The following is a 26,758-nucleotide window of genomic DNA, read 5'->3' on the forward strand; positions in this document are numbered from 1 at the left end:
TTCAACGCTCCTCACCCGCGGCCGGCCCCGCCGCGGCCTGGACGGCGGCCCGCACGGCCGGCACGTCGACGATGGGGCGGGCGCCGTCGGGCAGCGGGACGATGCCGCGCAGGCAGCCGTGCGGGCCGTGGCCGGCGGGCTCCTCGACGAGCCCGTCGCGGGGCACTCGCAGGTGGCCGTCGAGGGCCTCGAAGGCCAGGGCGACCGGCGGGTTGCCGGCGGCCAGGACGAGCCACCGGGCGACGGTTCCCGATGCCGATGATCCGGCGGCGGTACCGCGGGTGCCGAGCACGGCGGCCAGGTCGTACACGGGCACGATCGCCCCGCGGAAGCCCGCGACCCCCAGCAGCGCCGGGAGCGGGCCGGGCAGGCGGGTCACCGGCCGGTCCGGGAACAGCCCGGCCGCCTGCGGCAGGCGCAGCGCGTACCGGACGCCGCCGGCCCGGATGGCGAGCAGGTCGTCGTGGCCGGCGACCTCGGCCCGGGGCGGGTCGGCGAAGGAGCGGTCGAAGTCGGTGCGCAGCGCGGCGAGGCGCGCCTGCAGGTCGACGCCGGCCCACGGCGCCGCGACGGCGGTCATGACACGGCCGCCAGCTCGGCCCGGCACAGCGCGATGAGGGCGGTGCGCCCGAACCCGCCGCCGAACAGCGCGATCCGCTCGTCGCTTTCGTGCCGCAGCAGCTGTACCGCCCGGTCGAGGTCGGCCTCGGCGGCGCGCCGGTCGCCGAGGCGCCGGGCGAGCAGCCCGAGCCGCAGCCGTGGCATCGCGAACCCGGGGTCGAGCTGCGCGGCGATGCGGTGGTGCTGCTGGGCGGCGGCGTGGTTCTCGTCGCCCTCGCAGCAGTCGGCGAGCAGCTGGTGGGCGTCGGGGGACAGCGCGTCGCGTTCGAGCAGCTGCCGGCACAGCTGCGCCGCCCGCCCGGTGTCGCCGAGGTGGGCCAGGACGCAGCCGCGCACGAGCCAGGTGTCGGGCCGGTCGGCCTCGGCCCCGGCGATCGCGTCGAGCACCTGCAGGGCCTCGCCGAAGCGCTCCTCCTGCACCAGCCGCAGCGCCCGCTCCCGGGGCCGCGGCCGGGTCACCGGCTTCTCGGTGGCCAGCCGCGGCGGCGGCTCGGCCGCGACCCGGACCGGCCCGGCTTCGCGCCGGTAGTAGAACGTCTCGTGCGAGTGGTGCACGCTGAGCCCCGCGGGCCGGCTGCCGAGGGTGTCGGTGTGCCCGAGGAACAGGAACCCGCCGGGCACGAGCGCCCGCGTGACCCGGTCGACGACGGCCCGGGCGGTGTCCGGGGTCAGGTACATGAGCAGGTTGCGGCAGAACACGACGTCGTACGTCGCCGGCGCGAACAGCACCGGATCGTCCCTGGCCACGTTGTGCTCGACGAACCGGACCCGCCCGCGCAGCTTCGGGTCGATCTCGACGCCGTCGCCGGCCGGCCGGAACCACCGCTGCCGGGCCGCCTCGGGCGTCTCGCGCAGCGACCACAGCGAGTACCGCCCGGCCATCGCCTTTCGCAGCGCCCCCCGGTTGACGTCGAGCCCGACGATCGCGGTGTCGCACGCCTCGGGCACCCGCTGGGCCGCGACCATGGCGAGGGAGTACGCCTCCTCGCCGGTGGAGCACCCCACGGACAGCATCTCGATGCGCTCCCCGGCGCCGCGCCGCCGGACCCGCTCGGGCAGCGCGACGTCGGCGAGCACGCGGAACTGCTCGACGTTGCGGAAGAAGTACGTTTCGTTGACGGTGAGGGCCTCGGCGAGCGCGGACAGCTCGGCGGTCCACGCGGTGGCGAGCCGGTCGAGGTACCCGCGGTCGGTGAGCCCGTGCTGGGTGGCGCGCTGCTGGAGGATCTCGGCGAGCAGCGAGTCCTTCTTGTCGTCGAACGCCATGCCGAGCCGCTCGGCCAGCAGCCGCCGCAGCCGCTCGACCCCGCCCCCGTCACGCCCCCGCACGGAACCGACCCACTTCCGCGCCGCCCGCCGTGCCCGACCCCGCAGCGTCCGGGCCGGCAACGGCCGAACCGGAGAGGCCCGTTCCGTCCGGAGCCACTCCGGCCGCACTCCCGAAAAGTCCGGCGCAGGCGCCAGACTTTTCGGACATGTGCGCATATTTCGCGCCGTGCGGCATCTGCATGGTTTGCCCGGGCGGGCGCTGGGGAAAGGCGAGGTCACCATCGGAACGGAGGAACAGCAGAGGGCGGCCCTCCAGGACGCCGACCGCGGCAACCAGGGCGCCCGGCGCCGCCGCCACCGCCGAGTCGGGCGGCGCGAGGGGGCGCACGCCGACCACGTCGCCGGCGGCGAAGGCGACCGTCCCGCGCGGGGTCGAGGCCGTGATGAAGCGCGTCGGCGCGGCGCCCGGGTCGCCGAGCAGCCGGGCGGTGTCCACGACCGGGACGGCCTCGCCGCGGATCACCGCGACGCCGAGCACCGCCCCGCCGCCGTCGCCCGCGGCGACCGGCTCCACGGGCAGCGGCCGCACGGTCTCCACGATGTCGGCGACCGGCAACGCGCACAGCAGTCGTCCCACGCCGAAGATGAGCTGATCCTGCATCCGCGTCACCCCGCCCCGCCTGAAGATCACCCGCGCAACAGGATATGCCGCCAAACGCGGCAAATGATCGTTTTGCGGCTACCGCAGGGGTCCGGTTTCGGGCGCCGCTGCCGCCGGTCGATGCACGCGGGCCGCGCGCAGCGCGACCAGCTGCACGGCGAGGGTGGCGCCGAGCGCGACGGCGAACGCCGGGTACGTCCCCAGCCGCGCCACCAGCACCGCCACCAGCAGGCAGAAGACCGCGAACCCGACGAGGCCGCCCGGTACCCCGCGCAGCATCCGCACCGCGCCCTCGGGGCCGTCGTGGGCGAGCGCGAACGCGGCCACGACGCTCGTGGCGATCGGGAACGGCGCGAGCACCCCGGTCGCGGCCGGCCCGATCGCCGACGCCGCACCGGTGACGGTGAGCACCAGGGCGCCGGTCGCGACGGCCCGGCCCGGCAGGTCCCACCACGGCGGCCGGGCCGCACCGGACGGGACCCGCGCGGGATCGGCGCGGGGCAGGCCGCGCGCGGCGAGCCACGCCGCGACGAGGACCAGCGGCGCCGCCACCAGCGGGGGCACGGTGACGCGGGCCAGGGCGACGTCGGCGGCCAGGCACGCCGCCCACGACACGGCCAGGGCGGCGGGCCAGCGCAGCCGCCGGGCGGCGTGGCCGAAGACGACGACGAACAGGGCGAGGGAGACCAGGCCGAGCAGCGCCGACCCGGCGGCCCGCGAACCGAACGCCGGGCCGTGCTCGAGGCACGTGATGAGCAGGATCGGGCCCGCGACGATCGGCAGCGCGACGAGGACCCCGGCGACCGGCGGGCCCCAGCGGCGGCCCGCGAGGGACGAGCCGGCGACGAGCAGCGGCGCGAGGAGCAGCTTCAACAGGAGGGCCACTTACGGGAAGCGTACGGGCCGCCGGGGTACCGGATAAGGTCGGGTCCGTGGAGACGAAGAGCCGGCCGGCGGTGCGGGTCGTGTGCCTCGACGCGGCGGGACGGGTCCTGCTGCTGCACTGGCGGGATCCGGCCGACGGCTCGACGCTGTGGGAGCCGCCCGGCGGCGGGATCGACCCCGGCGAGACGCCGCTGGAGGCCGCGCGCCGCGAGCTCGGCGAGGAGACCGGGCTCGACCCGGCGGCGATCGTGGCCGGGCGGCGCGTCGACGTGGAGCGCGACGTGCGGTGGAACGGCGCGCGGTACGTCGGGCCCGAGCCCTTCTTCCTGGCCCGCTTCGCCGCCGAGCGGCCCGCCCTGACCCGGGCCGGCCTGCTCCCCGACGAGCAGCAGAACCTCGACGGGCACCGCTGGTTCGACCCGGCCGGCCTCGCCGCGCTGCCCGACCGCCTCGAGCCGCCGGAGCTGGCGTCCGTCATAGCCGCGCTGACCGCCCCCGACGGCCCCGGCCCCTGGTCGGCCTAGTCCGTCCGCGGCGAGCGGATCAGCAGGTTCGCCACGACCTCCTCGGGCCCCGCGGCGGCGTACAGGTGCGGCCCGTCCGCGCGGAACGTCACGTGCTCCCCCGCCCGCGCCACCAGCGGCGCCTCCGACGGCCCGGCCCGCAGCACCCCCTGGTGCACGGTGATGTGCTCGGTCACCCCGGGCGCGTGCGGAGGCGAGTGCTGGACGACCCCGGGCCGTACCCGCATCCAGAACAGCTCGAACGTCGCCCCCGGCTCGGTGAGGACCTCGAGCAGCGTCGCCGTGACCGCCGCCCCGCGCACGTCCGCGGCGGCCCCCGGCGGATCCCCGGGGGCAAGGACCAGAGCCGTCAGCGGTACCCCCAGTGCCCCCGCCACCGCGTACAACGTCTCGAGGGTGGGGTTGCGGGTCCCGTGCTCCAGCCCGGACAGCGTCGCCTTCCCGATGCCGGCCGCGCGGGCGAGGGCCGACAGCGACACCCCGCGCGACTCGCGCAGCCGCCGCAGCCGCTCCCCGACCGTCGCCGGCTCGCCCGCGCTTGTCCCGGCACCGTCCACCCGGCTATTGTGGCGTTCCGTTTACGGAACGATCGACGAGAGGCGCTCATGCGGTACCGCGGCATGCTCCCCCCGATCCTCGCCGGGCTCGTCAGCGCGATCGTCGGCTACGCCAGCTCCTTCACCGTCGTGCTCGCCGGCCTGCGCGCCGTCGGCGCCACCCCCGCCCAGGCCGCCTCCGGCCTGCTCGCCCTGTGCCTCGCCATCGCGGCCACGGCGATCGGCCTCGGCCTGCGGTACCGGATGCCGATCTCGATCGCGTGGTCGACCCCGGGCGCGGCGCTGCTGGTCGCCACCGGCCACGTGCCGGGCGGCTTCCCGGCGGCCGCCGGCGCATTCCTGGTCGCCGCCGCGCTCATGGTCGCCGCCGGCCTGATCCCCGGCCTCGCCCGCGCGATCGCCGCCATCCCGCGACCGATCGCCGGCGCCATGCTGGCCGGGGTGATCCTGAGCCTGTGCACCGCCCCGGTACGCGCGATGATCGACCTGCCGCTCCTGGCCACCCCCGTCGTCCTCGCGTGGGCGGTGCTGTTCCGCTTCGCCCGCCAGTGGGCCGTCCCCGGCGCGCTGCTCGCCGCCGTCGCCGCCATCGCCGTGCACGGCCCCGGCGGCGGCCTGTCCGGCGCCGCGCTGCGCCCCGCCGCCGCGCTGACCGCGCCGACCCTGAACCTGTCGGTGGTGGTGAGCATCGCGGTGCCGCTGTTCCTGGTCACCATGGCCGCGCAGAACGTGCCCGGGATGGCGGTCATGGCGACGTACGGCTACCAGCCGCCCCTGCGCCCCCTTCTCGTCGCCACCGGCGTGGCCAGCGCCGTCGCCGCCCCGTTCGGCGGCCACGCGGTCAACCTGGCCGCGATCACCGCCGCCCTGACCGCCGGCCCCGACACCCACCCCGACCCGCGCCGCCGCTGGGTCGCCACCGTGGCCCTCGGCGCCGGCCAGCTGACCCTCGGCCTCGGCGCGTCCCTGGCGATGGCCCTGGTCCTGCTCTCCCCGCCGCTGCTCGTCGTCGCGGTCGCCGGCCTCGCCCTGCTGCCGGCCCTCGGCTCGTCCCTGGCGTCCGCGGTCACCGAGCCGGAGGGCCGCGAGGCGGCCGTCGTGACGTTCGTGGTCACCGCCTCCGGCACCACGATCCTCGGCATCGGCTCCGCGTTCTGGGGCCTCGTCGCCGGCGGCCTGACCGCCCTGCTCCTGCACCGCCGCCGCCCGCCCACTACCGCCGTGGAGCCCACGCCTGCCGCCGCGTCGGTCACACCGCCGGCCGCCGCATCCACTTCCGCCACCGCCTCCACCACCGGGCCGACCGCGACCCCGCCGGCCACCACGCCGAACGACAACGACGAGACCGAGGCCGCGGCGGCGCGGTCGTAAATGGGTCGCGCGAGAGGGGCGGTCCGCGCGACGCTGCAACCACAATGGGGATGCTCGATCTCATGGCGGCCCGGGTCGCCGGCGGCGCGACGGTGCAGTTCCGCCCGACCGGCAACTCGATGACGCCGCTCATCCGCAGCCGCGCCCTGGTCACCGTCGCCCCCGCCGACCCGGCCGCGGTCGAGCCCGGCGACATCGTCCTGGCCCGGGTCGCCGGCACCGTGTACGTCCACCTCGTCTCCGCCGTCGACCACGCCAACCGCCGCGTGCAGATCAGCAACAACCGCGGCCACGTCAACGGGTGGACCGGCCACGCCCGCGTCTACGGGCTGTGCACGGCGGTCGACGGGGTGCCCCGCCCGCGTACCGCCGGCAAGACCCGCTAGCCGATCCGGCGCATTGGTGGCGCAGGCGGCCCGGCGTACGGTGGAAAAATCCGGAAATGACCGCCGAAACCCCTGGGGGCGGGCATGGACCACGAGACCTTCATCGGCATCGTCGCGCGGCACGGCGGGCTCGACCCGCGCCAGGCGCAGCGCAGCGCGGACGCCGTCCTGGAGACCCTCGCGATGCGGATCGGGCGGGGGCACGCCGAGGAGCTGCGCGACAGCGTGCCGGCCGAGCTGGCGCCGGCGCTCGAGCGCGGCGTCGTGCTCGGGCGGGGGCGCGCGCACCGCATGAGCGTCGAGGCGTTCCTCGACGAGATCGCGCAGCGCGAGGACGACGCCACCCGCGAGGAGGCGGCGGCGCGGGCCCGGGCCGTGTTCGCGGCGCTGCGCGCGGCCGGCGGCGACGAGGCGTTCCGCGCCACGGCGGAGCAGCTGCCCAAGGACTACGCGCCGCTGCTGGACGCCGCGCCGGACGGGCCGGTGCTCGGGGGCGGGCCCGCGCCGGGCGGGACGGTCCCGGCGCCGAGAGCGGCGCAGCCGGCCGCGGCGGGCGGCGCGGCGCCGGGGCCGCTGGAGCCGCCGCGGGAGTACGCGGGGCCGCTGACCGCCGGCGAGTTCGCGGGGCTCGTCGCCGAGCGGGCGCACCTGGAGCGGGACCGGGCCGCCGTCGCCACCGAGGCGGTCCTGGAGGCGCTCGCCCTGCGGATGCCGGAGGCCCGGATCGAGGAGCTGCGCGCGTACGTGCCGCCGCCCCTGCACCCGCCGCTGCTGCGCGGCGTCGAGCGCGGGCGGGGCGGGACGGCCCGCACCGACCTCGCCGACCTGCTCGACGAGGTCGCGGTGCGGGAGGGGCCGGAGGCGACCGGCGACGACGCCGCCGCGCACACCCGGGCGGTCCTGTCGGTGCTGCGCGACGTCACCGCCCCGGACGAGTTCCGCGACTGCGTGGCGGAGCTGCCGGCCGGCTACGAGCCGGTCGTGCCCCGGCTGACCGCGCCGGGGCCGCGGATCAGGTGAGCGAGGAAGGCAGAGGAAGGCATCGGCCGGCCGGCGGCGACCCGATCGCGCCCCGGCCGCGGCCGCAGGTCAGGAGCGTGAGGGGCGCATCGGGTGGGCGCCGTCGACCGGGTCGGCCGACACCCGCCAGTTGCCCCACCACTCGTCGTCGGGCAGCTCGCCGCAGGCACGGACGAAGGCGTCGAGCAGGTCCAGGTCCGCGCCGGCGGCGCGCAGGTCGCCGGCCTTCACGAGCTCCTCGAGCTCGCGGCGGCGGGCGCTCATCACCATGCCGACCAGGTCGCGGCCCTCGGGGGTGAGGCCGAGCCAGATGGAGCGGCGGTCGCGGTAGCGGTGGAAGCGCCGCACGAGCTCCTTGCGCACGAGGCGGTCGCACATGCGGGTCAGCGTGGACGGCGCCACGCCGAGCTCCTTGGCCAGCACCGCGCTGCGCTGCGGACCGCCGCCGGCCAGCATCACCAGCGTGCGGTACTGCGCCAGCGTCACGTCGGCGCCGAGCGTCGCCAGGTTGCGCGCGGCGAGCGCGACCATGCTGCGGCTCACGGCAAGCAGCGCCTCGACGAGCGGCTCGGTTGTCATCCGGAAATCGTTGCACGGCGTGCGGCCGGCGGGCACCCGTCACTCTGGTCCCGTCGCGGCGGCTTGCGTTACGGTATCCCGGTACCATTGCACAGATGCAAATAATGGGGAGCCAATGAGCCTCGGCCTGGCCCACATCCTGCTGGTGGAGGACGATGCCGGCGATGTTGCCTACACGATTGACGAGTTCCGCGAGCACCGGCTGCGCAACCCGCTGACGGTCATCGGCGACGGCCTCGAGGCGATCGACTTCCTGGAGCGCCGCGGCGCCTACGCCGACGCGCCCACGCCGGACATCCTGCTGCTCGACCTCAACCTGCCCGGCGTGGACGGCCGGGTCGTGCTCGACCGGGTCCTGGGCAACCGGCGGCTGGCCGACCTGACGGTGGTCGTGCTGACCAGCTCGCCGCTGGAGGAGCAGATGCTGCGCGACTTCGGCGTGCCCAGCGAGTTCTACTTCCGCAAGCCCGTCGACTTCGCGCAGCTGGCCGGGCTGATCCGCGGCGTCGACCAGTTCAGCATCGTCGTCGACCGCCTCACCGACTGACGATGGTCAGGTCCGGATCAGGTTGCGGTAGTCGGTGTCGGTGAGCATCTGCGACGTCAGGGCGCCGTCGGCCCGCGGCACCTCCATCGGCCGCCCCTCCTGCGTGAAGCGCACCGCCACGACATCGGCCCGGGCGGCGAGCGTGCAGACGATCTGGCCGTACGCGAGGATCTCGTCGTTGCGGATCGAGCTGTCGCCGGCGAGCCCGACGATCGCGGTGCCGTTGTGCAGCTGTACCCCGGTGATGAACGCGGTCCCGACCAGCGCGCTGTCCAGCCCGCGGTCGCGCTCCTCGGGCGTCGGCCCGGCGGCGAGCTCGGCGAGCTGGCGCTCCGGCGAGGGCACGGCGTCCACCCGGCGGTCGACGGCGACAAGCTGGTTGCCCTGCACGAGGTACAGCCGCTCGATCGCGGTCCCGGGCGAGACGGGGGCCATCGGGCCCTCGTAGGAGCCGATCGTCACCGACGGCTCGATCGGGCGGGGCTCCGGGTCGGTCTGCACGCCGCAGCCGGCCGCGAGCAGCGCGACCACGGCGAACGGGGCGAGCCGCCTCACCGTACGCCCGGCAGCTCGATGCGGAAGCGCGCCCCGCCGCCCGGCCGGTCCAGCACCAGCACCCGGCCCCCGTGCGCGGCGACGTGCTGGGCGACGAGCGACAGGCCGAGCCCGGTGCCGGCGTCGTTGCCGCGGGCGCCGGAGGAGCGGCCGCGGACGAACCGGTCGAAGATCACGTCGCGGTCCCCGGGCGCGACGCCGGGGCCCTCGTCGTCGACCTCGATGACGCCGTCGGGCCCGTCGGAGCGCACCCGCACCGCGATCGGCCCCCCGCCGTGGGTGACGGCGTTGTCGATCAGGTTGACGAGCACCTGCTCGAGGCGGCGCCGGTCGACGGTCCACCGGGTCTCCGCGGGGCAGTCGACGATGTCTGGCGGCAGGTTGCGCCGCTGCACCGCGCGGCGGGCGAGATCGCCGACGTCGACGGGGGCGAGCTGGGCCGGCAGGTCGCCGCGGGAGAGCTCGAGCAGGTCGTCGACGAGCGACTGGAACCGGGCCAGCTCCGCCACGACGAGCCCGGCCGCGGTCGCGGTGCGCTCGTCGAGGGCGTCGCGGCGCCGCTCCAGGACGCTGGCGGAGGCGGCCAGGGTCTGCAGGGGCGAGCGCAGCTCGTGGCTGACGTCGGCGGCGAAGCGGCGGTCCCGCTCGATGCGCCGGGACAGCTGGTCGACCATCTCGTTGAACGACGTCGACAGCCGGGCCAGGTCGGGGTCGGTGGCCGGGTCGAGGCGGGCGCTGAGGTCGCCGGCGGTGATGCCCTGCGCGGCGTCGGCGACGGAGCGCAGGGGGCGCAGGACGTAGCGGGTGGCGTACCAGCCGACGCCCGCCCCGGCCGCGGCGACCACGGCGGCGGCGAGGGCGAGCAGCCAGCCGAGGGTGCGCAGGGACTGGTCGAGCTCGCCGAGGTAGTCGATGACGTACAGCGCGCTCGCCGGGGTCAGCAGCAGCCCCACGACGACGGCCGGCGAGCCGTCGACCGCCACGCGCTGGATGCCCTGCCCGGTGTCGCTCACGAGGCGTTGCAGGCTCTGCGGTACCGCATCCGACGCCCCGGTGTCGGCGTTGCGCGAGTACCACTGGCCGAGGTGGAACACGAGCACCCGCCGGTTGCCGCCGGTGTCGAGGGAGCGCAGCATCCCGGCGATGTCGGGGTGCTCGGCGCTCAGCCCGGCGGAGACGACCCGCGCGTCGAACGTCGCCGAGCGCACCGCCGAACGCTCCCGCCCGGCGATGAGATAGGTGCGGGTCACCTCGTAGGACACCAGGGCCATCGACGCCGACAGCGTCAGCGCACCCGCAGCGAACCCGGCGACCACCCGGGTGCGCAGCCCCGCCCTCCAGCGCATCATTTCTGCAGCTTGTACCCCATGCCGCGCACGGTCACGAGGTACCGCGGCTGCTTGGAGTCCTGCTCGATCTTCTGCCGCAGCCGCCCGACGTGGACGTCGACGAGCCGTTCGTCGCCGATCTCGTACTCCCACACCCGCTGCAGCAGCTGCTGGCGGCTGAGCACCTGCCCCGGGTGCTCGGCCAGCTCACACAGCAGCCGGAACTCGGTGCGGGTCACGGCCACGGGCTCGCCGCCGATGCGCACCTCGCCCGCGTCCGGCAGGATCTCCATGTCGCCGAACACCATGCTGGTCAGCGCCTGTACGGTGCGCCCGCGCCGGCGCAGGGCCCGCAGCCGCGCCGAGAGCTCCTTGACCGCGACCGGCTTGACCAGGTAGTCGTCGGCGCCGGCCTCGAGCGCGGCGACGATGTCGTGGGTGTCGTCGCGGGCGCTGATGACCACGATCGGCACGTCGTCGCCGCGGCGCAGCTGCCGGATGCACTCGAACCCGTCGACGCCCGGCAGCATGAGGTCCACCAGTACCGTGTCGGCGGGCTGGTCCCGCTGCGCGAGGAGCCCCTCCTCCGCGCTCGCCGCGCCCCGCACCGCGTAGCCCTCGTCCTCCAGCGCGAGGGCCAGCGAGAGGCGGATCCGGTCGTCGTCCTCGATCACCAGCACGCCTGCCATAGGACGCATCATGCCGCCCGCCGGGGTCCGGCAACCACCCGGCCGGCCCCTCCGGCCGGAAGTCATACAACCGTCACACTTCCGGGCACCTGTCGCCACATCGGCGCCGAACCCTAGCGATAAGGCGCCAGGAACGCTCCGCGTCCGCGCCGCGGCGACGGGAGAACCACCATGCACGGGGGGACGGCCGGCCCGACGGCCGCGACGATCGAGATCGTGATCACAGAGGAGCTCGACGCCTCCTCGGTACCGCGCTTCTCCGCCCTGCTGCACGAGGCCGCCTCGCTGCAGCCCTCGGTCCTCGTGGTCGACCTGGCGCAGTGCCCGTTCGTGGACGCGGCGGCGATCGGGATGCTCCTGGACGTGCACCGCCGCATGTGGTCCGCGGGCGGCCGCCTGAGCCTGCGCTCGCCGGGCCCGCGCATCGCCCGCACGCTGCGCCTGGCCCGCGTGGAGCACGTCCTGCACGTGCAGTGACGCGCCGTTCGTCCCTTCCCACTTCCCCTGCGCGTTACTGACGCGTAACAATCGGCGGCATGGTTGATGCATCGACCGTGCAGAAAGTCTGCCTGCGGGGCCGCGACGCCGACCTGGCCGCGCTCGCCGCCGTGCTCGCCGAGGCCGCGGCGGGGCGCGGAGCCGCCCTCGTCGTGAGCGGCCCCGCCGGCATCGGCAAGACCGCCCTGCTGGCGGCCGCCTCGTCCGGATGCTCCGGCGATCGCGAGGCGGGCGACGGCATCACGGTGCTTGCGGTCACCGGCTGCCCGGCCGAGTCGGCGCTGCCGTTCGCCGGGCTGCACCGCCTGCTCGCCTCGGCCCCGGACAACCGGCGCGTGCCCTATCCGGCCGCCATCCACCGGCCCCTCGCCGGGCCGGAGCGCGGCGCCGGGCCAGAGCGCGGCGCGGGGCCAGAGCGCGGCGCGGGGGCGGAGCGCGGCGCGGGGCCGGAGCGCGGCGCGGGGCCGGACGGGGCGCCCGGCGGCCGGCTCGCGGCCGGGCTCGCGGTGCTCGGGGCGCTGCGGGCGACCGCCGCCGTCGGCCCCGTCGCCTGCCTCGTCGACGACGCGCACGCGCTCGACCGGGCCTCCCTCGACGCCCTCGCCCTGGCCGCGCGGCGGCTCGGCGGGGAGCCGATCGCGGTGCTGTTCGCCCTGCGGGACGGGCCCGGCTGCGCCCCGGCCGAGGCGGCCCTCGCCGGGCTCCCGCGCCGCCGGCTCGCGCCCCTGGACCTGCGGGCGAGCCGGGACGTGCTCGCCGACGCCGTACCGGACCTGGCCGGCGACGTCGCCGGGGTCCTCGCCGGCCTGGCCGCCGGCAGCCCGCGCGCCCTGATCGAGCTCGCCGGTGCCCTTGACGGCGACCAGCGCCGCGGCGACGCGGCCCCGCCGGCCGCGCCGCCGCGGGACGGGCCGCTGCGCCGGGAGTACCGGGCGATCCTGCGCACCCTGCCGGCCCCGGCCCGTTCGGCCCTCGTCCTCGCCGCCGCCGAGGCCCTGACCGCCGGGCCGGGCGCCCCGGCCGGCTGCCGCGCCGCGCTGCTGCTGGCCGCCGGACACCCGCCGGCCGACCTCGGCCCGGCCGAACGCGCCGAGCTCATCCACGTCGAGGACGGCTGGGTCCGGTTCGGGCCGCCGCTGCTCGCCCACGTCGTGTACGCCGAGGCCACCCTGGCCGAGCGCCACGCCGCCCACCGCCGGCTGGCCGCCCTGGGCGGCGCCGGCGCGGCGCTGCACCTGGCCGCCGTCGCCGACGGGTTCGACGACGGGCTGGCCGACCGGCTCGCCGCCGCGGCCGGCGGCGCACCGCCCGGCCCGGCCGCCGAGGCGCTGCGGCGGGCCGCCGCGCTGACCACCGCGCCCGCCCGGGCCGCCGAGCGGACGCTGGAGGCCGCGCGGCTGGCGTGGCGCGGGGGCGAGCCGCATCGGGCCCGGCTGCTGTTGCGGGGGGTGTTCACCGCGGCGGTACCGCCACCGCTGCACGCCGAACGCGAACTGCTGCTCGGGGAGATCGAGCTGCGTACCGGCGCCTCGGCCGACGCGCGGCACACGCTGCTGGCGGCGGCCGCGGGGCTGACCGGGCGGCGGGCGCTGCGGGCGTTCGAGCTCGCCGGCGAGGCGGTGTGCGCGGCCGGGCGGCACGACCTCTTCCCCGAGGTCGCCGCCCGGGCGCTGCGGCTGCACCCCGCGGGCCCGGCCGAGGAGATGGCGCTCGCGCGCTTCGAAGGGCTGGCCGCCGGGTTCGGAGGGCGGCCGGAGCGGGCGGGGCCGGCGCTGCGCCGGGTGCTGGAGCTGGCCGGGGCCGTCGACGAGCCGGCGGCGCTCGTGCGGGCGGCGTGGGCCGGGATCATCGCCGGGCAGGACGAGGTCGCGCACCGGCTCGCGGCGCGGGCGGCCCGGCTCGCGCGCGGGGTCGGGGACCGGGCCGTCGAGACGCTCGCGCTGGAGGTCGCCGCCACCGCCGCACTGGCGCTCGGGGACCTCGACCTCGCCGGGGCCGGTGCCGCCGAGGGGCTGCGGCTCGCGGCCGCCACCGCGCAGGACGCCGTCGCCGACAACTGCTGCGGGCTGCTCGCCGTCATCGCCGGGATGCTCGGCGACGCCGGCGGCTGCCGGGGGTGGATCCGGCGGTGCCGGGCGCGGGCCGGAGCCGACATCGACAGCCAGGCCCGCGCGATGTGCGTGTGGGCGGCGAGCCTCGTCGACGTCGCCGAGGGGCGGCACGCCGACGCGGCCGGGCGGCTGTGGGGCGTCATGCGGACCGCGGTGGGACGGGGGCATCTGGGGGTACAGGTGCCGGCAATTCCCACGCTCGTGGAGTGCGTCGTGCGGTGCGGTGATGCCGGGCCCGCGCGGACGGTCCTGCAGGCCTACGACCGGTGGGCGCTCAGCACCGCCAACCCGACCTGGCTGGCGCTGTCCGAACGCTGCCACGGCCTGCTCGCCGCCGGCGACGACGAGGCCGACGCGCACTTCCGGGAGGCGCTGCGGCTGCACCTGGCCGGGGACTCGGCGTTCGCCCGGGCCCGCACGGCGCTGCTGTACGGCGAGGAGCTGCGCCGCCGTCGCCGCCCCGCCGCGGCGCGGGAGCACCTGCGGGGCGCCCTGGCGACGTTCGAGCAGTTCGGGGCCGTGCCGTGGGCGCAGCGGGCGGCCGCCGAGCTGCGCGCCGCCGGCGACCACGCGCCCGGCGCCGAACCGGACGGGCGGGCCGGGCTGACCGCCCAGCAGGACCGCATCGCGCGGCTCGTCGCCGGCGGGGCCACCAACCGCGAGGTCGCCGCCGCGCTGTTCGTCAGCCCGCGGACCGTCGATCACCACCTGCGCAACATCTTCGTGCGCCTCGGGGTGCGCTCCCGCACGGAGCTGGCCCGCGTCATGTCCTGACGCGCGGCGACGCCGGCGGGCGCACCGGCGATTTCGCCGATGCGCGACCGGGACCATGATCGGCACGCTTCGATGCACGGCTTCCGCCGAGCCGTTCCCCCGAGATCGAGGAGGTCCCATGCGCCGGGTTCTCGCACTCCTGCTGGCCTGCGCGGCGCTGGTCTTCGCCGCCCCGGCCGCCCAGGTCAACGCCGCCACGACGTACCTCACCGACACCCTCGTCCTGGCCGAGGTCCGCGCGTTCGTGTCCGGCTGATCACGCTGTTCGCAACGTCCCCGGCGGGTACTGTCCGCCGGGGACGTTGCAGCGTGGGAAGGACGGCCGTGAGCGGTGGCTTCTCCTCGCGCCGGCACCGCAGCGAAGCGGAGGTGTCGGCGTGAGCGGACGGCAGGAGTCGGTCAGCCTGGGACTCGTGGTCGGGGCGCTCGGCGTCGTGTTCGGCGACATCGGCACCAGCCCCATCTACACGCTGCAGACCGTCTTCAACCCCGAGGACCCGCACCCGGTCCCGGTCAACGCCAACAACGTGTACGGCGTCGTCTCCCTCGTCTTCTGGTCCGTGATGATCATCGTCACGGTGACGTACGTGCTCCTGGCGATGCGGGCCGACAACGACGGCGAGGGCGGCATCATGGCCCTCATCACCCTGCTGCGCCGCTGGGGCGGCCAGGGCGGCGGCCGCGTCGCGGCGGTCCTGGCCGGCCTGGGCATCTTCGGCGCCGCCCTGTTCTTCGGCGACAGCATGATCACCCCGGCGATCTCGGTCCTGTCCGCCGTCGAGGGCCTCAAGCTCGTCCAGCCGTCCTTCGCCGAGCTCGTCGTGCCCATCACCGCGGTCATCATCATCGCGCTGTTCCTCGTCCAGCGCCGCGGCACCGCCGCCGTCGGCCGCGTCTTCGGCCCCGTGATGATCCTGTGGTTCGCCACCATCGGCGCGTGCGGCGCCGTCGGCATCACACGGCACCCGGCGATCCTGAGAGCCCTGTCCCCCACGTACGCCGTCGGCTTCCTCGCCGGCCACTTCGGCATCGCGTTCTTCTCCCTCGCCGCCGTCGTGCTCGCCGTCACCGGGGCCGAGGCGCTGTACGCCGACATGGGCCACTTCGGCCGCCGCTCCATCACCCGCGCCTGGCTGTGGCTCGTCCTGCCCGCCTGCACCCTGTCGTACTTCGGCCAGGGCGCCCTGATCCTCGACAACCCGGCCAACGTCGCCGGCCCGTTCTTCCTGCTCGTCCCGGACTGGCTGCGCCTGCCCCTGGTCCTGATCGCCACGGCCGCGACCGTCATCGCCTCGCAGGCCGTGATCACCGGCGCGTACTCGGTGGCGTCGCAGGCCGCGCAGCTCGGGTACCTGCCGCGCCTGCGCGTCGCGCACACGTCGGAGTCGCAGATCGGCCAGATCTACGTACCGTGGATCAACTGGCTGCTGATGGTCTCCGTCCTGACCCTCGTCTTCGCCTTCCGCAGCTCGGCGGCGCTGGCGTTCGCCTTCGGCATGGCGGTCACCGGTACCATCTCGATCACCACCCTGATGTTCTTCTACATCGCCCGCCGTAAATGGCACACCCCGCGCTGGCTGCTGGCCGGCGGCGCGTCCGTGCTCCTGCTCGTCGACCTGCTCTTCTTCGCCGCCAACCTGACGAAGCTCATCCACGGCGCCTGGCTGCCGCTGCTGATCGGCCTGACGGCGTTCACGGTCATGACGACGTGGCAGAAGGGCCGCGAGATCGTCACGGCGGAGCGCGCCACCAAGGAGGGCTCGCTGCGCGAGTTCATCGAACGCCTGCGCGCCGACCCGTCCCTGACCCGCATCGTGCCCGGCACCGCGGTGTTCCTGAACCGCGGCAAGGAGACGGCGCCCCTGGCGATGCGCGCCAACGTGGAGCACAACCACGTACGCCACGAGCACGTCCTCATCATGTCCCTGGAGACGCTGCCGGTCCCCCGCGTCGCGACCGAGGACCGGATCACCGTCGACGACCTGGGCTACGCCGACGACGGCATCGTCCACGTCACGGTCCGCTTCGGCTACATGGACACCCCGGACCTCCCCGCCACGCTGCGCCTGCTCGAGCCGTCGAAGACGGAGGGCGCGGAGCCCGCCCTGGAGCACGCCTCGTACTTCCTGTCGAAGATCGAGTTGCGTCGCGGCGACCGCCCGACGATGGCGGCGTGGCGCAAGCGCCTGTTCATCGCCACGTCGTACATCACCGCGGACGCCGCGGAGCATTTCGGCCTCCCCCGCGACCGCACGGTCATCATGGGCTCACACATCGAGGTGTAATCGCGCGGTTACTGCCGCCAAGGTCGATTAGGTGCGGTCCTGTACGGTGGAAATCGAAGCGGAGCGCACCGCCGCCGAGCGTTCACGTGGTTGCCGCGTGACCTCGCGACGTTGAGGTGACGACTCCGGCGGCGCCGGCCGGCCGCTGCAACGACGAGGCCGCACAACGCGCGCCCGCGGGCGATCTCTAGCTCCGGCCGGCTCTCGGGCTCGGCCCGCCTCGCGCTTCAGCCGGCACAGTCAGAGGAAAAGCCGGCACAGTCAGAGGAAACGTCGCCCGAAAGGTGGTGCCGATGCCGAGCTCGCTCTCCGCCTCGATCGTCCCGGCGTGGTCGAGCACGATCTGCCGGGCGATCGTCAGCCCCAGCCCGCTGCCGCCCGTCTCCCGGTCGCGCGCCGGGTCCGCGCGCCAGAAGCGCTGGAACACATACGGCAGGTCCGCCGCCGCGATGCCGCAGCCCGTGTCGTGGACCTCGACCACCGCGCGGCCCGACGACGGGAACGCGCGCAGCACCACGTCGCCGTCCGGGTCGGTGTAGCGCAACGCGTTCGTCACCAGGTTGCCCAGGACCTGGCGCAGGCGGTCCTGGTCGCCGTGGACCGGGAGCGGGCCGACCGCCTCCGCGGCCAGGCGCACGCCCGCGGCCTCCGCGACGGCCAGGTGCGCGACCCGGCTGACCTCGACCAGCTCGGCGAGGTCGAAGTCCGTGCGGCGGTACGCCAGGTGCCCCGCCTCGGCCAGCGTCAGATCCTGCAGGTCGTCCAGGATGCGCCGCTGCAGCAGCACCTCCTCGTGCAGCGAGCCGAACAGCTCGCGCGACGGCGCCACCAGACCGTCCTGCAATGCCTCCAGATACCCCAAAAGGTTCGAAAGCGGCGTCCGCAGCTCGTGGGCCACGCCGGCGACCAGGCGGCGCTGGGCCTGTTCCGACTCCTCCAGCGCCGCGGCCATCCGGTTGAACGACGCCGAGAGCTGGCCGACCTCGTCGCGGCCGCCGGCCGGCACGCGTGCGTCGAGGTGACCGTCGGCCAGGCGGCGCGACGCGGCCGTGAGCGAGCGCAGCGGGCGGCTCACGTGCCGGGCCACGAACGCGGTGCCGAGCAGGGCCAGGACCAGCACGCCGCCGAGGGAGAGCAGCGTGGGGCGCGCGACCAGGCGTACGGCATCGTCGTCGACGGCGCCCAGGAACAGCTGCAGCGGCTCGGGGGCGAAGCCCGACGCCCGGTCGCCGAAGGCCTCGGCGAGGCAGCGCTGGTACGCCTGCACGGCGCGGCACCCGGTGACCGCCGCCCAGTCGCCGTCGCCGGCGTTCTGCTGCTCGCGCGCGGCCTGCTGCGGGCAGCCGCCGTCGATGCCGGGCGGGACGCTGTCGGGCACCGGGATGCCGTACGCGTCGGGGGTCACCGCCGCGACGTCGAGAAACTGCTCGGTGCGGCAGCGCGCGGTGACGGTCGCGATCCGGTACTGCGACAGCTCCGCGACGACGAGCGCCTCGGCCTTCCCGCCGCTCGCCTCCAGGCGCAGCGTCGGGCGGGGGTCGATGAGCGCCGGCGGGCTCACCACCGGCCGGGCCGCCTTGCCGCGCAGGTTGTCGCTGTCGACGGTCACCTCGCCGTACAGGTTGACCAGGCGGATCCGCTGGTTATTGGCGTCGGACAGCTGCCGCACCTTGCCGTCGATGCCGGCCCAGGAGCCGTGGCGGCGCGCGTAGGAGCGGACCGACTCCGCGATGTCGGTGACGTGCTGGGTCGCCTGACGCTGCGAGTCGGCGATCTGCCGCGCCGTCAGCCGGAAGCTCAGCCACGCCGTGGCGCCGATCGCGGCCAGCGCCACGACCAGGATCAGCACGAAGATCCGGGCCCGGAAGCTCACGGCTGCTCAGCCAGGCGGTAGCCGCGGCCGTACACCGTCTGGACGTACCGCGGCTGCACCGGCTCGGCCTCGATCTTGCGCCGCAGGTTCACCACGTGCGCGTCGACGGTGCGCTCGGACACGTCGCGCTCGAAGCCGAACACCCGGTTGATGATCTCGCCGCGGGTGAACACGCGGCCGGGCTCGCCGGCCAGCAGCTCCAGGATGCCGAACTCCTTCGCGGTGAGCACGACCGGCTCGCCGCCGACGCGGACCTCGAACCGGCCGGCGTCCACGACCAGGTCCCCGACGGCGAGGACGCGCTGGTGGCCGGGGCTGCCGATGCCGGAGCGGCGCAGCAGCGCGCGGACCCGGGCGGCCAGCTCGCGCGGGCTGACCGGCTTCGTCATGTAGTCGTCGGCGCCGAGGTCCAGGCCGAGCAGCAGGTCGTCCTCGGTGGAGCGGGCGGTGACGAGCAGGATCGCGACGCTGGACTCGGCGCGCACGATCCGGCACACGTCGAGGCCGTCGACGTGCGGCATCATGACGTCGAGGACGAGCAGGTCCGGTTTGCGGGAGCGGCACTGCTCCAGCGCGGCCCGGCCGTTGTGGACCGTGAGCACGCTGTGACCGTCCCGCTCGAGGTACAGCCGGATCAGCTCGGCCTGCTTCGGGTCGTCGTCGGCGACCAGGATGCGTGCGCTCATCCCGGCCATTGTGACCCGCCGAATGTGAGGAACCTGCGAAATCCGTTTCGGGTTTCGATCCGGCAACGACTTCTTCATCGGATCCCAACCCGGCGGTTCCTACCTTCGCCGCCATGTGTGGACTCCTGGTGTTTCTCAGCGCCGACGGTACGGCGGACCGCCCGGCCCTCGCCGCCGCGCTGGAACGGCTGCACCACCGCGGGCCCGACGAGACGGCGATGGTGGCCGACGGCGGCGTCGTGTTCGGCTTCACCCGCCTGGCGATCATCGACCGGGCCCGCAGCCGCCAGCCGGGGCGGTACCGCCACTGGACCGTCGCGTTCAACGGCGAGCTCTACAACTACCGGCAGCTGCGGGCCCAGCTCGCCGCCGAGCACGGCGCGGTCTTCGCCACCGAGGGGGAGGCGGAGGTACTCGCCGCGGCGCTGCACCACTGGGGCCCGTCGGCGGTGCACCGGCTGCGCGGCATGTTCGCGGCGGTGCTGTGGGACGCGGCGAGCGGCACCCTGCACGCGATCCGGGACCCGTTCGGGATCAAGCCGCTGTACCACCTGCGGACCCCGGACGGGCTGTACCTGGCCAGCGAGAAGAAGGCGCTGCTGCCGTTCGCCGGCGGGGCGGCGCGGATCGGGGCGGCCGAGCTGTCGCATTATCTGACGCTGCAGTACGTCCCGGAGCCCGCGACCCTGCATCCGGCCGTGCGCCGGCTCCCCGCGGGGCACGCGCTCACCTGCCGCCCCGGCCAGGAGCCGCAGATCCGGCGGTACTTCGAGCCGGTGCTGCGCCCCGCGCAGCGCCCCGCCGCCGACGCGATCGCCGCGGTGCGCGCTGCGCTGCGCGACAGCGTGCACGCCCACCTGCAGTCCGAGGTACCGCTCGGGGCGTTCCTGTCCAGCGGCGTGGACTCGACCGCCGTCGTCGCGCTCGCCCGGGAGCGCCACCCCGGCATCCGCGTGTACACGGCCGGGTTCGACGACCCGCGGTACAGCGAGATCGAGGCGGCGAGCGAGACGGCCGCGGCGCTGGGGGTCGACCTGACCGCGACGCTGGTGCGCGACGAGGACGTCATCGAGGCGCTGCCGCGCATCGTGTGGCACCTGGACGACCCGGTCGCCGACCCGGCGGTCGTGCCGCTGTACTTCCTGTGCCGCACCGCCGCCCGGGACGTGACCGTGGTGCTGTCCGGCGAGGGCGCCGACGAGCTGTTCGCCGGATACGAGATCTACCGCGAGCCGTCCGCGCTCGCCGCCGTCGCCGGCCTGCCCGACCCGCTGCGCCGCGGCCTGCGCGCCGTCGCCGGCGTGCTGCCGGAGGGCGTGCGCGGCAAGAGCTTCCTGCAGCGGGCGACGACGCCGATCGGCGAGCGGTACTACGGCAACGCGCGCATCTTCGGCCCGCAGGAGAAGGCCCGCCTGATGCGCGGCCCGGCCGAGGCGCACACCACGGTGACGGCCCCGCTGTTCCGCGCCGCGGAGGGCCTCGACGAGGTGAGCACGATGCAGTACGTCGACCTGCACACCTGGCTGCCCGGCGACATCCTGACGAAGGCCGACCGCATGTCGATGGCCCACTCCCTCGAGCTGCGCGTGCCGTTCCTGGACCGCGCGGTCTTCGCCGCCGCCGCGTCGCTGCCGGCGGAGCTGAAGCTGAGCCCGCACGCCACGAAGCACGCGCTGCGCGAGGCCGTCCGCGGCCTGGTCCCCGACGCGGTGGTGACGCGCCGCAAGCTCGGCTTCCCGACCCCGACGCGGGTCTGGCTGCGCGGCCCGATCGGCGAGTGGGCCGCGGACGTCCTGGCCGGCGCGGCGGTGGACCACCTCATCGACATCGCCCACGTCCAGCGGCTGCTGGCCGCCCACCGCCGCGGCACGGCGGACCATTCCCGCAAGGTCTGGACGGTGCTGATGTTCTGCCTGTGGTACACCCAGCAGCACGCCGCCCCTGCCCGCCCCGCCCACGAGACCCGCGGCCGCACACCCTGTTGACGAGCGGGTCTTCAGCGCTACCCGCCCACCCGGCGCACGCCCCGAGCCGCCGGCGCACGTCCCGGGCCGGCGCTGGCCGGTGTGCACGGGCCGGCCAACCCGGCCCTGCCGCCCGGCGTGCCGCTGCGCCAGACCCGCGACGTGCTGCGGCGCATCGAGTCGGGCCGCGACGCTCCACGGTTGGGCCGAATGCCAGGGCTGGTGGTAGCCGGCCTCTGGCCGGACATCCCGCGTGCGATGGGACACCGGCGGAGCACGGCACCCGGCTCGGACGACCGCGGCGCCGGGCCGCACCAGCCGCACGGCGACGCTCGCACAGGCGACCACGCGAGGCTGGCCCGATCAACGTGGGAACGAGCCCAGAGGGCCCCTTCGCCGCCCGGGGACACCGCTGCGGGTCTTGAGGGGGTCCGGGTGGAGCGGAGCTCCCCCGGCTAAACATGAAAGAACGCGTCGCCGAGCGCGGTGCGGTAATACAGCACCGAGCGGCCCGCGCGGCGGCGGGCGGCCAGGCCGGCGTCGCGCAGGACCCGCAGGTGCCCGCCGGCCGAGCCGAGGGTCTGGCCGGTCAGGGCGACCAGCTGCGTGGTGCTCTTCGGCTCGCCGAGCAGCGTGAGGATCCGGGCCCGGGCCGGGCCGATGAGGCGGGCGAGGGCGTCCGGGGGTACGACATCCGGGTCCTGCGCCAGCCAGCCGGTGCACGGATAGATGATCGCGTGCACGTCTCCGGGCTCCTCCCAGCTCACCCAGCCGCGGCCCGACGTGGCCGGGACGAACAGCAGCCGGCTGCCGGTCACGTCCCGCGGCGGGTAGTCGTAGGCGTTGATCTGCAGCCGGCCGTCGCCGAGCCAGCGCATGCCGGGGCGCATGCCGTTGAGCACGGCCGCCCAGCCGCCGGTGCTGAGCCGGCCGCTGCGGGCGACGATGTCGGCCTCGAACACGCGGCGCAGGCGGGGCCAGCCGGGGCGCACGCAGTGCCGCCACGTCCAGTCGAGCAGCTCGACGGTCCGGGCGACCAGGCCGTCCTCGAGCAGCACCGGGGCGAGCGGGCGGTCCATCGACTCGAGGATGTCGCGGCGGGCCTGCTCGTCGGTGGTGGCGGCGACGCGGGCGAGGTCGTCGGCGAACTGCGGCGACGGCGAGAGGGGCGGGCGGACGATGAAGTCGGCGAGCCAGCCGGGGCGGATCGCGTCGCGCAGGAACGGCAGGGCGAACGGGTCGGCGGCCCAGCGGGCCCGCCACGCCGGCAGGTGCTCGCGCTGCCACTCCCGCTGCGTCGGTGAGACGCGGTGCTGGCCGGTGACGGAGGCGAGGCAGCCGACGGTCTCGATCATCGCCGACACGGCGAACCGGCTGCCGGCCAGCACGTCCGCGTCGATCCGCCACACGCCCATGTTTCGCCTCCAACCGAAACTCTATCGTCGGCGAAAGCCGCAGCCGCAGACTGCGGGGCATGCGCACCTACCGCGAGCTGTTCGCCACCCCGGAGTTCCCCGCGCTGTTCGCGACCGTGTCGGCGCAGGTCGCGGCCGGGACGGTGAGCGGCATCGCGCTCGCCACGCTCGTCTACGGGGCGACGGGGTCGGCGCTGCTGAGCGCGCTGAGCCTGTTCGGCTCGTCGTTCGCGCAGGTGATCGGGGCGACGACGCTGCTGTCGCTGGCCGACCGGATCCCGCCGCGGGCGGCGCTGTCCGGGCTGGCCGCGTTCACCGCCCTCACCACCGCCGCGATGGCCGCGCCCGGGCTGCCGGTCGGCGCCGTGCTCGGCCTGGTGCTGCTGCAGGGGCTGGCCGCGTCGGTCGGCGGCGGCGTGCGGTTCGGGCTGCTCGCCGAGATCCTGCCCGCCGGCGGGTACCTGCTGGGCCGTTCCCTGCTGAACATGTCCGTCGGGCTGATGCAGATCGCGGGGTTCGCGGCCGGCGGTGCGCTGCTGGCCGCCTTCGCTCCGGGTGCGGTACTGCTGGGTGGCGCCGCCCTGTCCCTGCTGGGCGCCCTGGTCGCCCGTTTCGGCCTCACCCGGCGGGCGCCGCGGGCGACGGGCCGGGCGTCGGTGCGGGCCACCTGGGAGGGCAACCGCACCCTGCTGTCCTCGCCGGCCCGCCGCGCCGTCTACCTCGGCCTGTGGGTGCCCAACGGGCTCATCGTCGGCTGCGAGGCGCTGTTCGTGCCGTTCTCCGGCCGCGCCGCCGGCGCCCTGTTCGTCGCCGGGGCGCTGGGCATGCTCGCCGGCGACGTCCTGGCCGGGCGGTTCCTGCCGGCCCGCTGGCGCCGGCCGCTCACCACCCCGGTGCAGCTGCTGCTCGCCGCGCCCTACCTGGCGTTCGCCGCGGTGCCGCCGCTGCCGGCGGCGCTCGTGCTGGTGGCGGTGGCCTCCGTCGGGTACTGCCAGAGCCTGCTGCTGCAGGACCGGCTCGTCGAGCTGGTCCCCGACGAGCTGCGCGGGCACTCGCTGGGCCTGCACGCCGCCGGGATGTACACCATGCAGGCCGTCGGCGCGACCCTGGCCGGCACGGTGGCGCAGGTCATGGCGCCGGGCCGGGCGATGGGCGTGATGGCCGCCGCGTCGATCCTGGTGACGGCGCTGCTCGCGCCGGCGATGCGCCGCGGCCGGGGCCCGGTCCGGCTAGCGCCCGCGCAGCTCGGCGACGACGCGGGCGGTGGCCGGGGTGGGTATGCCGAGGCGGGCGCCGGCGTGCAGCACTGAGCCGCCGATCGCGTCGAGCTCCAGGGGGCGGCCGGCCTCGGCGTCGCGCAGCATCGAGGACTTCATCGGCGCCGGGACCTGGTCGAGGATGGCGAGAATCGCCGGCGCCTCGATCTCGGTGCCGCTCGCGCGGGCGACGGCCGCCACCTCCGACACCATCTCGACGAGGTCGTCGCGGCGCATCTCGCGGGCCGTGCCGATGCTCGCCCGGGTCGCGGTCGTGATGAGGGCGAGGGGCGCCAGCAGCGCCAGCTTGTCCCACAGGACAGCGGCCTCGCAGTCGCGTACACTGACGTCGAAGCCCGCGCCGGTCAGCAGCGCGGCCACCTCGGCGGCGCCGTCACCGGCCACATCGATGCCGGAGAACGGGCTGGTGTGCTCGATCCGGCCGGCGCTCACCCGGGTCGACTCGATGCGGATGGAGCCCGCGACGACCCGCGCCGCCGGGTAGCGGCCCCGCAGGACCGCCATGTGCTCGACGCCGTTGAGCAGCGGCAGGAAGATCCCGGCCGCCGACTCCGGCACCCGCTGCAGGGCCTCATCGAGGGTCGTCGCCTTCGTCGCCACCACGACCACGTCGGCCGGGGCATCCAGCGACTCCACCGCCCGCGCCGGCACCGTGAAATCCCCGAACTGCACGCTGTGCACGCTCATGCCGCGCCGGCCGAGCGCGGCCGCGGTCTCGGGGCGGGCGACGTAGACGACGTCGTGGCCGGTGCGGGTCAGCACCCCGCCGAGGAGGCCGCCGACGCCGCCGGGGCCGACGATCGCAATCTTCGCCATACCGTCAACCTATCCGCTTCGGAGGCGGCCATGACCCGCAGGATCGTACTCACCGGCGCGCCCGGCGCCGGCAAGACCAGCATCGCCCTCGCGCTGCGCGCGGCCGGGCACGTCGTGGTGGACGAGGCCGCCACCGACGTCATCGGCGCGACACCGCAGCTGGAGGCCGACGGGCCGGCGTTCCTCGACCGGATCGTCGCCGTGCAGCGGCAGCGGCAGCTGGCCGCGCGGGGGCCGGTGCAGGTGTTCGACCGCTCGCCGGTCTGCACCCTGGCGCTGGCCGTCTACAGTGGACTGCCCCCGACCGCGGCCCTGGCGGCCGAGGCGGCGCGCATCGCGCGGGAGGGCACCTACGAGCGGCGGGTGCTGTTCGTGCGGCTCATGGGGTTCATCGTGCCGACCGCCGCCCGCCGGATCAGCCTCGCCGAATCGGAGCGCTTCGAGCGCATCCACGCCGACGTGTACCGCGGGCTCGGCTACGAGCTGGTCGAGGTACCGCCGGGGAGTCTTGAGGATCGGGTGGCGCAGGTCGCCGCGTTCCTGGCCGGAAGCGGCTGACCAGGGCCGTCAGCGAGGCAGGACGGGAGCGGATATGTTTCGAAGATGGTTCACGTCGCCGAGGTGTTTCCCCGCACGGTCCTGACGACCGCGCGGCTGCTGCTGCGGCCGTTCGCCGCCGCCGACGCCCCGGACGTGCACCTGGCCTGGCAGGACCCGGCGTTCATCGGCAGCGCCCCGGTCGGGTACCCGTACGCGGGCGCGGACCTGCCGACGGCCGTGTCCTGGTGTACCGGCGGCATGGAACAGCGGCGCATCGACGGCAAGGGCGTCGGGTTCGCGCTGCAGCCCCGCGGCGGCGGGCGCCTGGCCGGGCATGTGCAGCTGTTCGGCGCCGACTGGGTCTCCCGCACCGCGGAGATCCACTACTGGACGTCGCCGTGGTCGCGGGGGCGCGGCTACGCGGCCGAGGGGGCCGCGGAGGTCGCCCGCTGGGCGCTGGCCGAGTGCGGCCTGGAACGCATCCATTTGCAGGCCGACACCCGCAACACGGCGTCGCGGCGGGTCGCCGAGGCGGCGGGGTTCCGGTTTGAGGGCGTGCTGCGCAGCGTGGTGCCGGCCCGGGACGGGACCCGGGCCGACATGGCCGTCTACTCGCTGATCCGGGCGGACCTGGACACCGACTAGGGCTTGCGGGCCACGCCGCCGTAGACGGCGACCTGGGTGTCGGTGGCGTCGGGGTCGACGTCGGCGTCCGGGCGCCACTTCGTGACGATCGGCAGGCCCGGCTCGAGCAGCTCCAGGCCGTCGAAGAAGCGGGCGATGTCGTCGTGCGGGCGCACCTGCATGGTGACGCCCTGCTTGGCGTAGATCGCCGCGACCCGCTCCCACGCGGCCGCGTCGAAGTCGCCGGTCAGGTGCGACAGGGCGAGGTAGCTGCCGGAGGGCAGCGCGTCGACGAGCCGGCGCACGATGTCGTACGGCTGGTCGGCGTCCCCGACGAAGTGCATGATCGCGATGAGCAGCAGGGCGACGGGCTGGTCGAGGTCGATCGCGGAGCGCAGCTGCGGCGAGTCGAGGATGCGCTCGACGTCGCGCAGGTCGGCGTCGACGTACTCGGTGCGGCCCTCGGGCTTGCTGGTCAGCAGCGCCCGGGCGTGCGCCAGGACGATCGGGTCGTTGTCGACGTACACGATCCGGGACTCGGGGGCGACGGCCTGCGCGACCTCGTGCACGTTCGGCGAGGTCGGGATGCCGGTGCCGATGTCGAGGAACTGCCGCACGCCCTCCTCGGCGGCGAGGTACTCGACCACGCGCCGCAGGAAGTTGCGGTTCTCCCGGGGCGGGATGCGGCTGGCCGGGTTGGCCTTCAGCCCCTGCTCGGCCGCGGCCCGGTCGGTCGGGAAGTTGTCCTTGCCGCCGAGCAGGTAGTCGTAGACCCGGGCCGGGTGGGGCCGGTCGGTCTGCAGGTCGATCGGCTCGTGGCCGGGCGCGGGCCTGGCCTTCATCCACTCGGCGCCAGAAGACATGTCCGCTCTCCGCACGTTTGTTCCGACTGGGCTCCCCGTC

27 protein-coding genes are annotated in these 26,758 nt (G+C 75.6%); 13 read left to right on the top strand and 14 right to left on the bottom strand.

Features of this window, described 5'->3' with window-relative positions:
- Nucleotide 1 precedes the first annotated feature (1 nt).
- From ACQEVU_RS31440 to ACQEVU_RS31455, 4 genes are all read right to left on the bottom strand, one after another.
- The gene (locus ACQEVU_RS31440; protein ID WP_433329886.1) at nt 2–580 is read right to left on the bottom strand and encodes a chemotaxis protein CheW; all 579 of its coding nucleotides are present in this window, start codon (nt 578–580) and stop codon (nt 2–4) included.
- Entirely contained in the window at nt 577–1,950 is a 1,374-nt protein-coding gene (locus ACQEVU_RS31445; protein ID WP_433329888.1) for a CheR family methyltransferase, read from the bottom strand. The genes ACQEVU_RS31440 and ACQEVU_RS31445 overlap by 4 nt, the downstream gene beginning before the upstream one ends.
- On the bottom strand, nt 1,937–2,551 hold the full coding sequence (locus ACQEVU_RS31450) for a chemotaxis protein CheW (protein ID WP_433329890.1): 615 nt from the start codon (nt 2,549–2,551) through the stop codon (nt 1,937–1,939). Before ACQEVU_RS31450 ends, ACQEVU_RS31445 begins: the two co-directional genes overlap by 14 nt.
- A gap of 78 nt (nt 2,552–2,629) precedes the next feature.
- Nucleotides 2,630–3,436, bottom strand: a complete 807-nt coding sequence (locus ACQEVU_RS31455) for a hypothetical protein (protein ID WP_433329892.1) — start codon at nt 3,434–3,436, stop codon at nt 2,630–2,632.
- Nucleotides 3,437–3,483: 47 nt separating this feature from the next.
- On the opposite strand from ACQEVU_RS31455, the gene ACQEVU_RS31460 reads away from it, so the two are divergent.
- Nucleotides 3,484–3,960, top strand: coding sequence for an NUDIX hydrolase (locus tag ACQEVU_RS31460; protein ID WP_433329894.1), 477 nt, complete (start codon nt 3,484–3,486; stop codon nt 3,958–3,960).
- Here ACQEVU_RS31460 and ACQEVU_RS31465 read toward each other — a convergent pair.
- Nucleotides 3,957–4,517, bottom strand: a complete 561-nt coding sequence (locus tag ACQEVU_RS31465; RefSeq protein WP_433329896.1) for a helix-turn-helix domain-containing protein — start codon at nt 4,515–4,517, stop codon at nt 3,957–3,959. The genes ACQEVU_RS31460 and ACQEVU_RS31465 overlap by 4 nt on opposite strands.
- Nucleotides 4,518–4,580: 63 nt before the next feature.
- Between ACQEVU_RS31465 and ACQEVU_RS31470 the strand changes: the two genes are divergently transcribed.
- The 3 genes from ACQEVU_RS31470 to ACQEVU_RS31480 all read left to right on the top strand — a co-directional run bounded on the left by ACQEVU_RS31470 (nt 4,581) and on the right by ACQEVU_RS31480 (nt 7,294).
- Nucleotides 4,581–5,888 carry a benzoate/H(+) symporter BenE family transporter gene (locus tag ACQEVU_RS31470; protein WP_433329898.1) on the top strand — a complete coding sequence of 436 codons (1,308 nt, stop codon included), beginning with the start codon at nt 4,581–4,583 and terminating at the stop codon, nt 5,886–5,888.
- Between the two features lie 50 nt (nt 5,889–5,938).
- Nucleotides 5,939–6,274, top strand: coding sequence for a S24 family peptidase (locus ACQEVU_RS31475; protein WP_433329900.1), 336 nt, complete (start codon nt 5,939–5,941; stop codon nt 6,272–6,274).
- Between the two features lie 84 nt (nt 6,275–6,358).
- Nucleotides 6,359–7,294 (top strand): DUF2267 domain-containing protein, encoded by a 936-nt coding sequence (locus ACQEVU_RS31480; RefSeq protein WP_433329902.1) that lies wholly within the window; start codon nt 6,359–6,361, stop codon nt 7,292–7,294.
- 69 nt (nt 7,295–7,363) lie between these two features.
- Here ACQEVU_RS31480 and ACQEVU_RS31485 read toward each other — a convergent pair whose 3' ends face one another.
- Nucleotides 7,364–7,873, bottom strand: a complete 510-nt coding sequence (locus ACQEVU_RS31485; protein ID WP_433329904.1) for a MarR family winged helix-turn-helix transcriptional regulator — start codon at nt 7,871–7,873, stop codon at nt 7,364–7,366.
- 115 nt (nt 7,874–7,988) lie between these two features.
- Between ACQEVU_RS31485 and ACQEVU_RS31490 the strand changes: the two genes are divergently transcribed.
- Nucleotides 7,989–8,420, top strand: coding sequence for a response regulator (locus tag ACQEVU_RS31490; protein ID WP_433329906.1), 432 nt, complete (start codon nt 7,989–7,991; stop codon nt 8,418–8,420).
- A gap of 6 nt (nt 8,421–8,426) precedes the next feature.
- Here the strand turns inward: ACQEVU_RS31490 and ACQEVU_RS31495 are convergent, their stop codons facing one another.
- From ACQEVU_RS31495 to ACQEVU_RS31505, 3 genes are read right to left on the bottom strand one after another with little or no spacing between them, the layout of a single operon-like run.
- Nucleotides 8,427–8,975: a GerMN domain-containing protein gene (locus ACQEVU_RS31495; RefSeq protein WP_433329908.1), complete on the bottom strand. Its 549-nt coding sequence runs from the start codon at nt 8,973–8,975 to the stop codon at nt 8,427–8,429.
- On the bottom strand, nt 8,972–10,324 hold the full coding sequence (locus ACQEVU_RS31500) for an ATP-binding protein (protein WP_433329910.1): 1,353 nt from the start codon (nt 10,322–10,324) through the stop codon (nt 8,972–8,974). Before ACQEVU_RS31500 ends, ACQEVU_RS31495 begins: the two co-directional genes overlap by 4 nt.
- Complete coding sequence (locus tag ACQEVU_RS31505) at nt 10,321–10,992, bottom strand: response regulator transcription factor (protein ID WP_433329912.1); 672 nt, start codon at nt 10,990–10,992, stop codon at nt 10,321–10,323. The genes ACQEVU_RS31500 and ACQEVU_RS31505 overlap by 4 nt, the downstream gene beginning before the upstream one ends.
- A 171-nt stretch (nt 10,993–11,163) precedes the next feature.
- Here ACQEVU_RS31505 and ACQEVU_RS31510 point away from each other — a divergent pair, with 171 nt between their 5' ends.
- The 4 genes from ACQEVU_RS31510 (at nt 11,164) to ACQEVU_RS31525 (ending at nt 16,660) form a co-directional block, all read left to right on the top strand.
- Nucleotides 11,164–11,469, top strand: coding sequence for an STAS domain-containing protein (locus ACQEVU_RS31510; protein WP_433329914.1), 306 nt, complete (start codon nt 11,164–11,166; stop codon nt 11,467–11,469).
- 59 nt (nt 11,470–11,528) lie between these two features.
- On the top strand, nt 11,529–14,375 hold the full coding sequence (locus ACQEVU_RS31515) for an AAA family ATPase (RefSeq protein WP_433329916.1): 2,847 nt from the start codon (nt 11,529–11,531) through the stop codon (nt 14,373–14,375).
- Nucleotides 14,376–14,493: 118 nt separating this feature from the next.
- Nucleotides 14,494–14,631 carry a hypothetical protein gene (locus tag ACQEVU_RS31520; protein ID WP_433329918.1) on the top strand — a complete coding sequence of 46 codons (138 nt, stop codon included), beginning with the start codon at nt 14,494–14,496 and terminating at the stop codon, nt 14,629–14,631.
- A 121-nt stretch (nt 14,632–14,752) separates the two neighbouring features.
- Nucleotides 14,753–16,660 (top strand): potassium transporter Kup, encoded by a 1,908-nt coding sequence (locus tag ACQEVU_RS31525; RefSeq protein WP_433329920.1) that lies wholly within the window; start codon nt 14,753–14,755, stop codon nt 16,658–16,660.
- A 187-nt stretch (nt 16,661–16,847) separates the two neighbouring features.
- Here the strand turns inward: ACQEVU_RS31525 and ACQEVU_RS31530 are convergent, their stop codons facing one another.
- Nucleotides 16,848–18,533, bottom strand: coding sequence for a sensor histidine kinase (locus ACQEVU_RS31530; RefSeq protein WP_433329922.1), 1,686 nt, complete (start codon nt 18,531–18,533; stop codon nt 16,848–16,850).
- On the bottom strand, nt 18,530–19,228 hold the full coding sequence (locus ACQEVU_RS31535; protein WP_433329924.1) for a response regulator transcription factor: 699 nt from the start codon (nt 19,226–19,228) through the stop codon (nt 18,530–18,532). The genes ACQEVU_RS31530 and ACQEVU_RS31535 overlap by 4 nt, the downstream gene beginning before the upstream one ends.
- A 104-nt stretch (nt 19,229–19,332) precedes the next feature.
- Here ACQEVU_RS31535 and asnB point away from each other — a divergent pair, with 104 nt between their 5' ends.
- Entirely contained in the window at nt 19,333–21,204 is a 1,872-nt protein-coding gene (gene asnB, locus ACQEVU_RS31540) for an asparagine synthase (glutamine-hydrolyzing) (RefSeq protein WP_433329926.1), read from the top strand.
- Nucleotides 21,205–21,638: 434 nt separating this feature from the next.
- Here asnB and ACQEVU_RS31545 read toward each other — a convergent pair whose 3' ends face one another.
- Nucleotides 21,639–22,598, bottom strand: a complete 960-nt coding sequence (locus tag ACQEVU_RS31545; protein ID WP_433329928.1) for an ArsR/SmtB family transcription factor — start codon at nt 22,596–22,598, stop codon at nt 21,639–21,641.
- Between the two features lie 59 nt (nt 22,599–22,657).
- Here ACQEVU_RS31545 and ACQEVU_RS31550 point away from each other — a divergent pair, with 59 nt between their 5' ends.
- Nucleotides 22,658–23,908 carry an MFS transporter gene (locus ACQEVU_RS31550; RefSeq protein ID WP_433329930.1) on the top strand — a complete coding sequence of 417 codons (1,251 nt, stop codon included), beginning with the start codon at nt 22,658–22,660 and terminating at the stop codon, nt 23,906–23,908.
- Here the strand turns inward: ACQEVU_RS31550 and ACQEVU_RS31555 are convergent.
- The gene (locus ACQEVU_RS31555; RefSeq protein WP_433329932.1) at nt 23,828–24,691 is read right to left on the bottom strand and encodes a ketopantoate reductase family protein; all 864 of its coding nucleotides are present in this window, start codon (nt 24,689–24,691) and stop codon (nt 23,828–23,830) included. The two genes, ACQEVU_RS31550 and ACQEVU_RS31555, sit on opposite strands and share 81 nt — an antisense overlap.
- 30 nt (nt 24,692–24,721) lie before the next feature.
- On the opposite strand from ACQEVU_RS31555, the gene ACQEVU_RS31560 reads away from it, so the two are divergent.
- Together ACQEVU_RS31560 and ACQEVU_RS31565 are read left to right on the top strand one after the other, a co-directional pair.
- On the top strand, nt 24,722–25,249 hold the full coding sequence (locus ACQEVU_RS31560) for an AAA family ATPase (RefSeq protein WP_433329934.1): 528 nt from the start codon (nt 24,722–24,724) through the stop codon (nt 25,247–25,249).
- Nucleotides 25,250–25,294: 45 nt separating this feature from the next.
- Nucleotides 25,295–25,876: a GNAT family N-acetyltransferase gene (locus ACQEVU_RS31565; RefSeq protein ID WP_433329936.1), complete on the top strand. Its 582-nt coding sequence runs from the start codon at nt 25,295–25,297 to the stop codon at nt 25,874–25,876.
- Here ACQEVU_RS31565 and ACQEVU_RS31570 read toward each other — a convergent pair.
- Entirely contained in the window at nt 25,873–26,718 is an 846-nt protein-coding gene (locus tag ACQEVU_RS31570) for an SAM-dependent methyltransferase (protein ID WP_433329938.1), read from the bottom strand. The two genes, ACQEVU_RS31565 and ACQEVU_RS31570, sit on opposite strands and share 4 nt — an antisense overlap.
- Nucleotides 26,719–26,758 lie beyond the last annotated feature (40 nt).

Origin of the sequence: Dactylosporangium sp. CA-139066 (assembly GCF_050936175.1) — a bacterium.
In the GTDB taxonomy this organism is placed as follows: domain Bacteria; phylum Actinomycetota; class Actinomycetes; order Mycobacteriales; family Micromonosporaceae; genus Dactylosporangium.

Excerpts from the sequence above, each read along its gene's own strand:
- ACQEVU_RS31500 (WP_433329910.1), bottom strand. The coding sequence starts at position 10,324 with ATGATGCGCTGGAGGGCGGGGCTGCGCACCCGGGTGGTCGCCGGGTTC.
- ACQEVU_RS31470 (WP_433329898.1), top strand. The coding sequence starts at position 4,581 with ATGCTCCCCCCGATCCTCGCCGGGCTCGTCAGCGCGATCGTCGGCTAC.
- ACQEVU_RS31570 (WP_433329938.1), bottom strand. The coding sequence starts at position 26,718 with ATGTCTTCTGGCGCCGAGTGGATGAAGGCCAGGCCCGCGCCCGGCCAC.
- ACQEVU_RS31485 (WP_433329904.1), bottom strand. The coding sequence starts at position 7,873 with ATGACAACCGAGCCGCTCGTCGAGGCGCTGCTTGCCGTGAGCCGCAGC.
- ACQEVU_RS31510 (WP_433329914.1), top strand. The coding sequence starts at position 11,164 with ATGCACGGGGGGACGGCCGGCCCGACGGCCGCGACGATCGAGATCGTG.
- ACQEVU_RS31440 (WP_433329886.1), bottom strand. The coding sequence starts at position 580 with ATGACCGCCGTCGCGGCGCCGTGGGCCGGCGTCGACCTGCAGGCGCGC.
- ACQEVU_RS31505 (WP_433329912.1), bottom strand. The coding sequence starts at position 10,992 with ATGGCAGGCGTGCTGGTGATCGAGGACGACGACCGGATCCGCCTCTCG.
- ACQEVU_RS31555 (WP_433329932.1), bottom strand. The coding sequence starts at position 24,691 with ATGGCGAAGATTGCGATCGTCGGCCCCGGCGGCGTCGGCGGCCTCCTC.
- ACQEVU_RS31535 (WP_433329924.1), bottom strand. The coding sequence starts at position 19,228 with ATGGCCGGGATGAGCGCACGCATCCTGGTCGCCGACGACGACCCGAAG.
- ACQEVU_RS31520 (WP_433329918.1), top strand. The coding sequence starts at position 14,494 with ATGCGCCGGGTTCTCGCACTCCTGCTGGCCTGCGCGGCGCTGGTCTTC.
- ACQEVU_RS31560 (WP_433329934.1), top strand. The coding sequence starts at position 24,722 with ATGACCCGCAGGATCGTACTCACCGGCGCGCCCGGCGCCGGCAAGACC.
- ACQEVU_RS31475 (WP_433329900.1), top strand. The coding sequence starts at position 5,939 with ATGCTCGATCTCATGGCGGCCCGGGTCGCCGGCGGCGCGACGGTGCAG.
- ACQEVU_RS31545 (WP_433329928.1), bottom strand. The coding sequence starts at position 22,598 with ATGGGCGTGTGGCGGATCGACGCGGACGTGCTGGCCGGCAGCCGGTTC.
- ACQEVU_RS31450 (WP_433329890.1), bottom strand. The coding sequence starts at position 2,551 with ATGCAGGATCAGCTCATCTTCGGCGTGGGACGACTGCTGTGCGCGTTG.
- ACQEVU_RS31550 (WP_433329930.1), top strand. The coding sequence starts at position 22,658 with ATGCGCACCTACCGCGAGCTGTTCGCCACCCCGGAGTTCCCCGCGCTG.
- ACQEVU_RS31490 (WP_433329906.1), top strand. The coding sequence starts at position 7,989 with ATGAGCCTCGGCCTGGCCCACATCCTGCTGGTGGAGGACGATGCCGGC.
- ACQEVU_RS31480 (WP_433329902.1), top strand. The coding sequence starts at position 6,359 with ATGGACCACGAGACCTTCATCGGCATCGTCGCGCGGCACGGCGGGCTC.
- asnB (WP_433329926.1), top strand. The coding sequence starts at position 19,333 with ATGTGTGGACTCCTGGTGTTTCTCAGCGCCGACGGTACGGCGGACCGC.
- ACQEVU_RS31565 (WP_433329936.1), top strand. The coding sequence starts at position 25,295 with ATGGTTCACGTCGCCGAGGTGTTTCCCCGCACGGTCCTGACGACCGCG.
- ACQEVU_RS31515 (WP_433329916.1), top strand. The coding sequence starts at position 11,529 with ATGGTTGATGCATCGACCGTGCAGAAAGTCTGCCTGCGGGGCCGCGAC.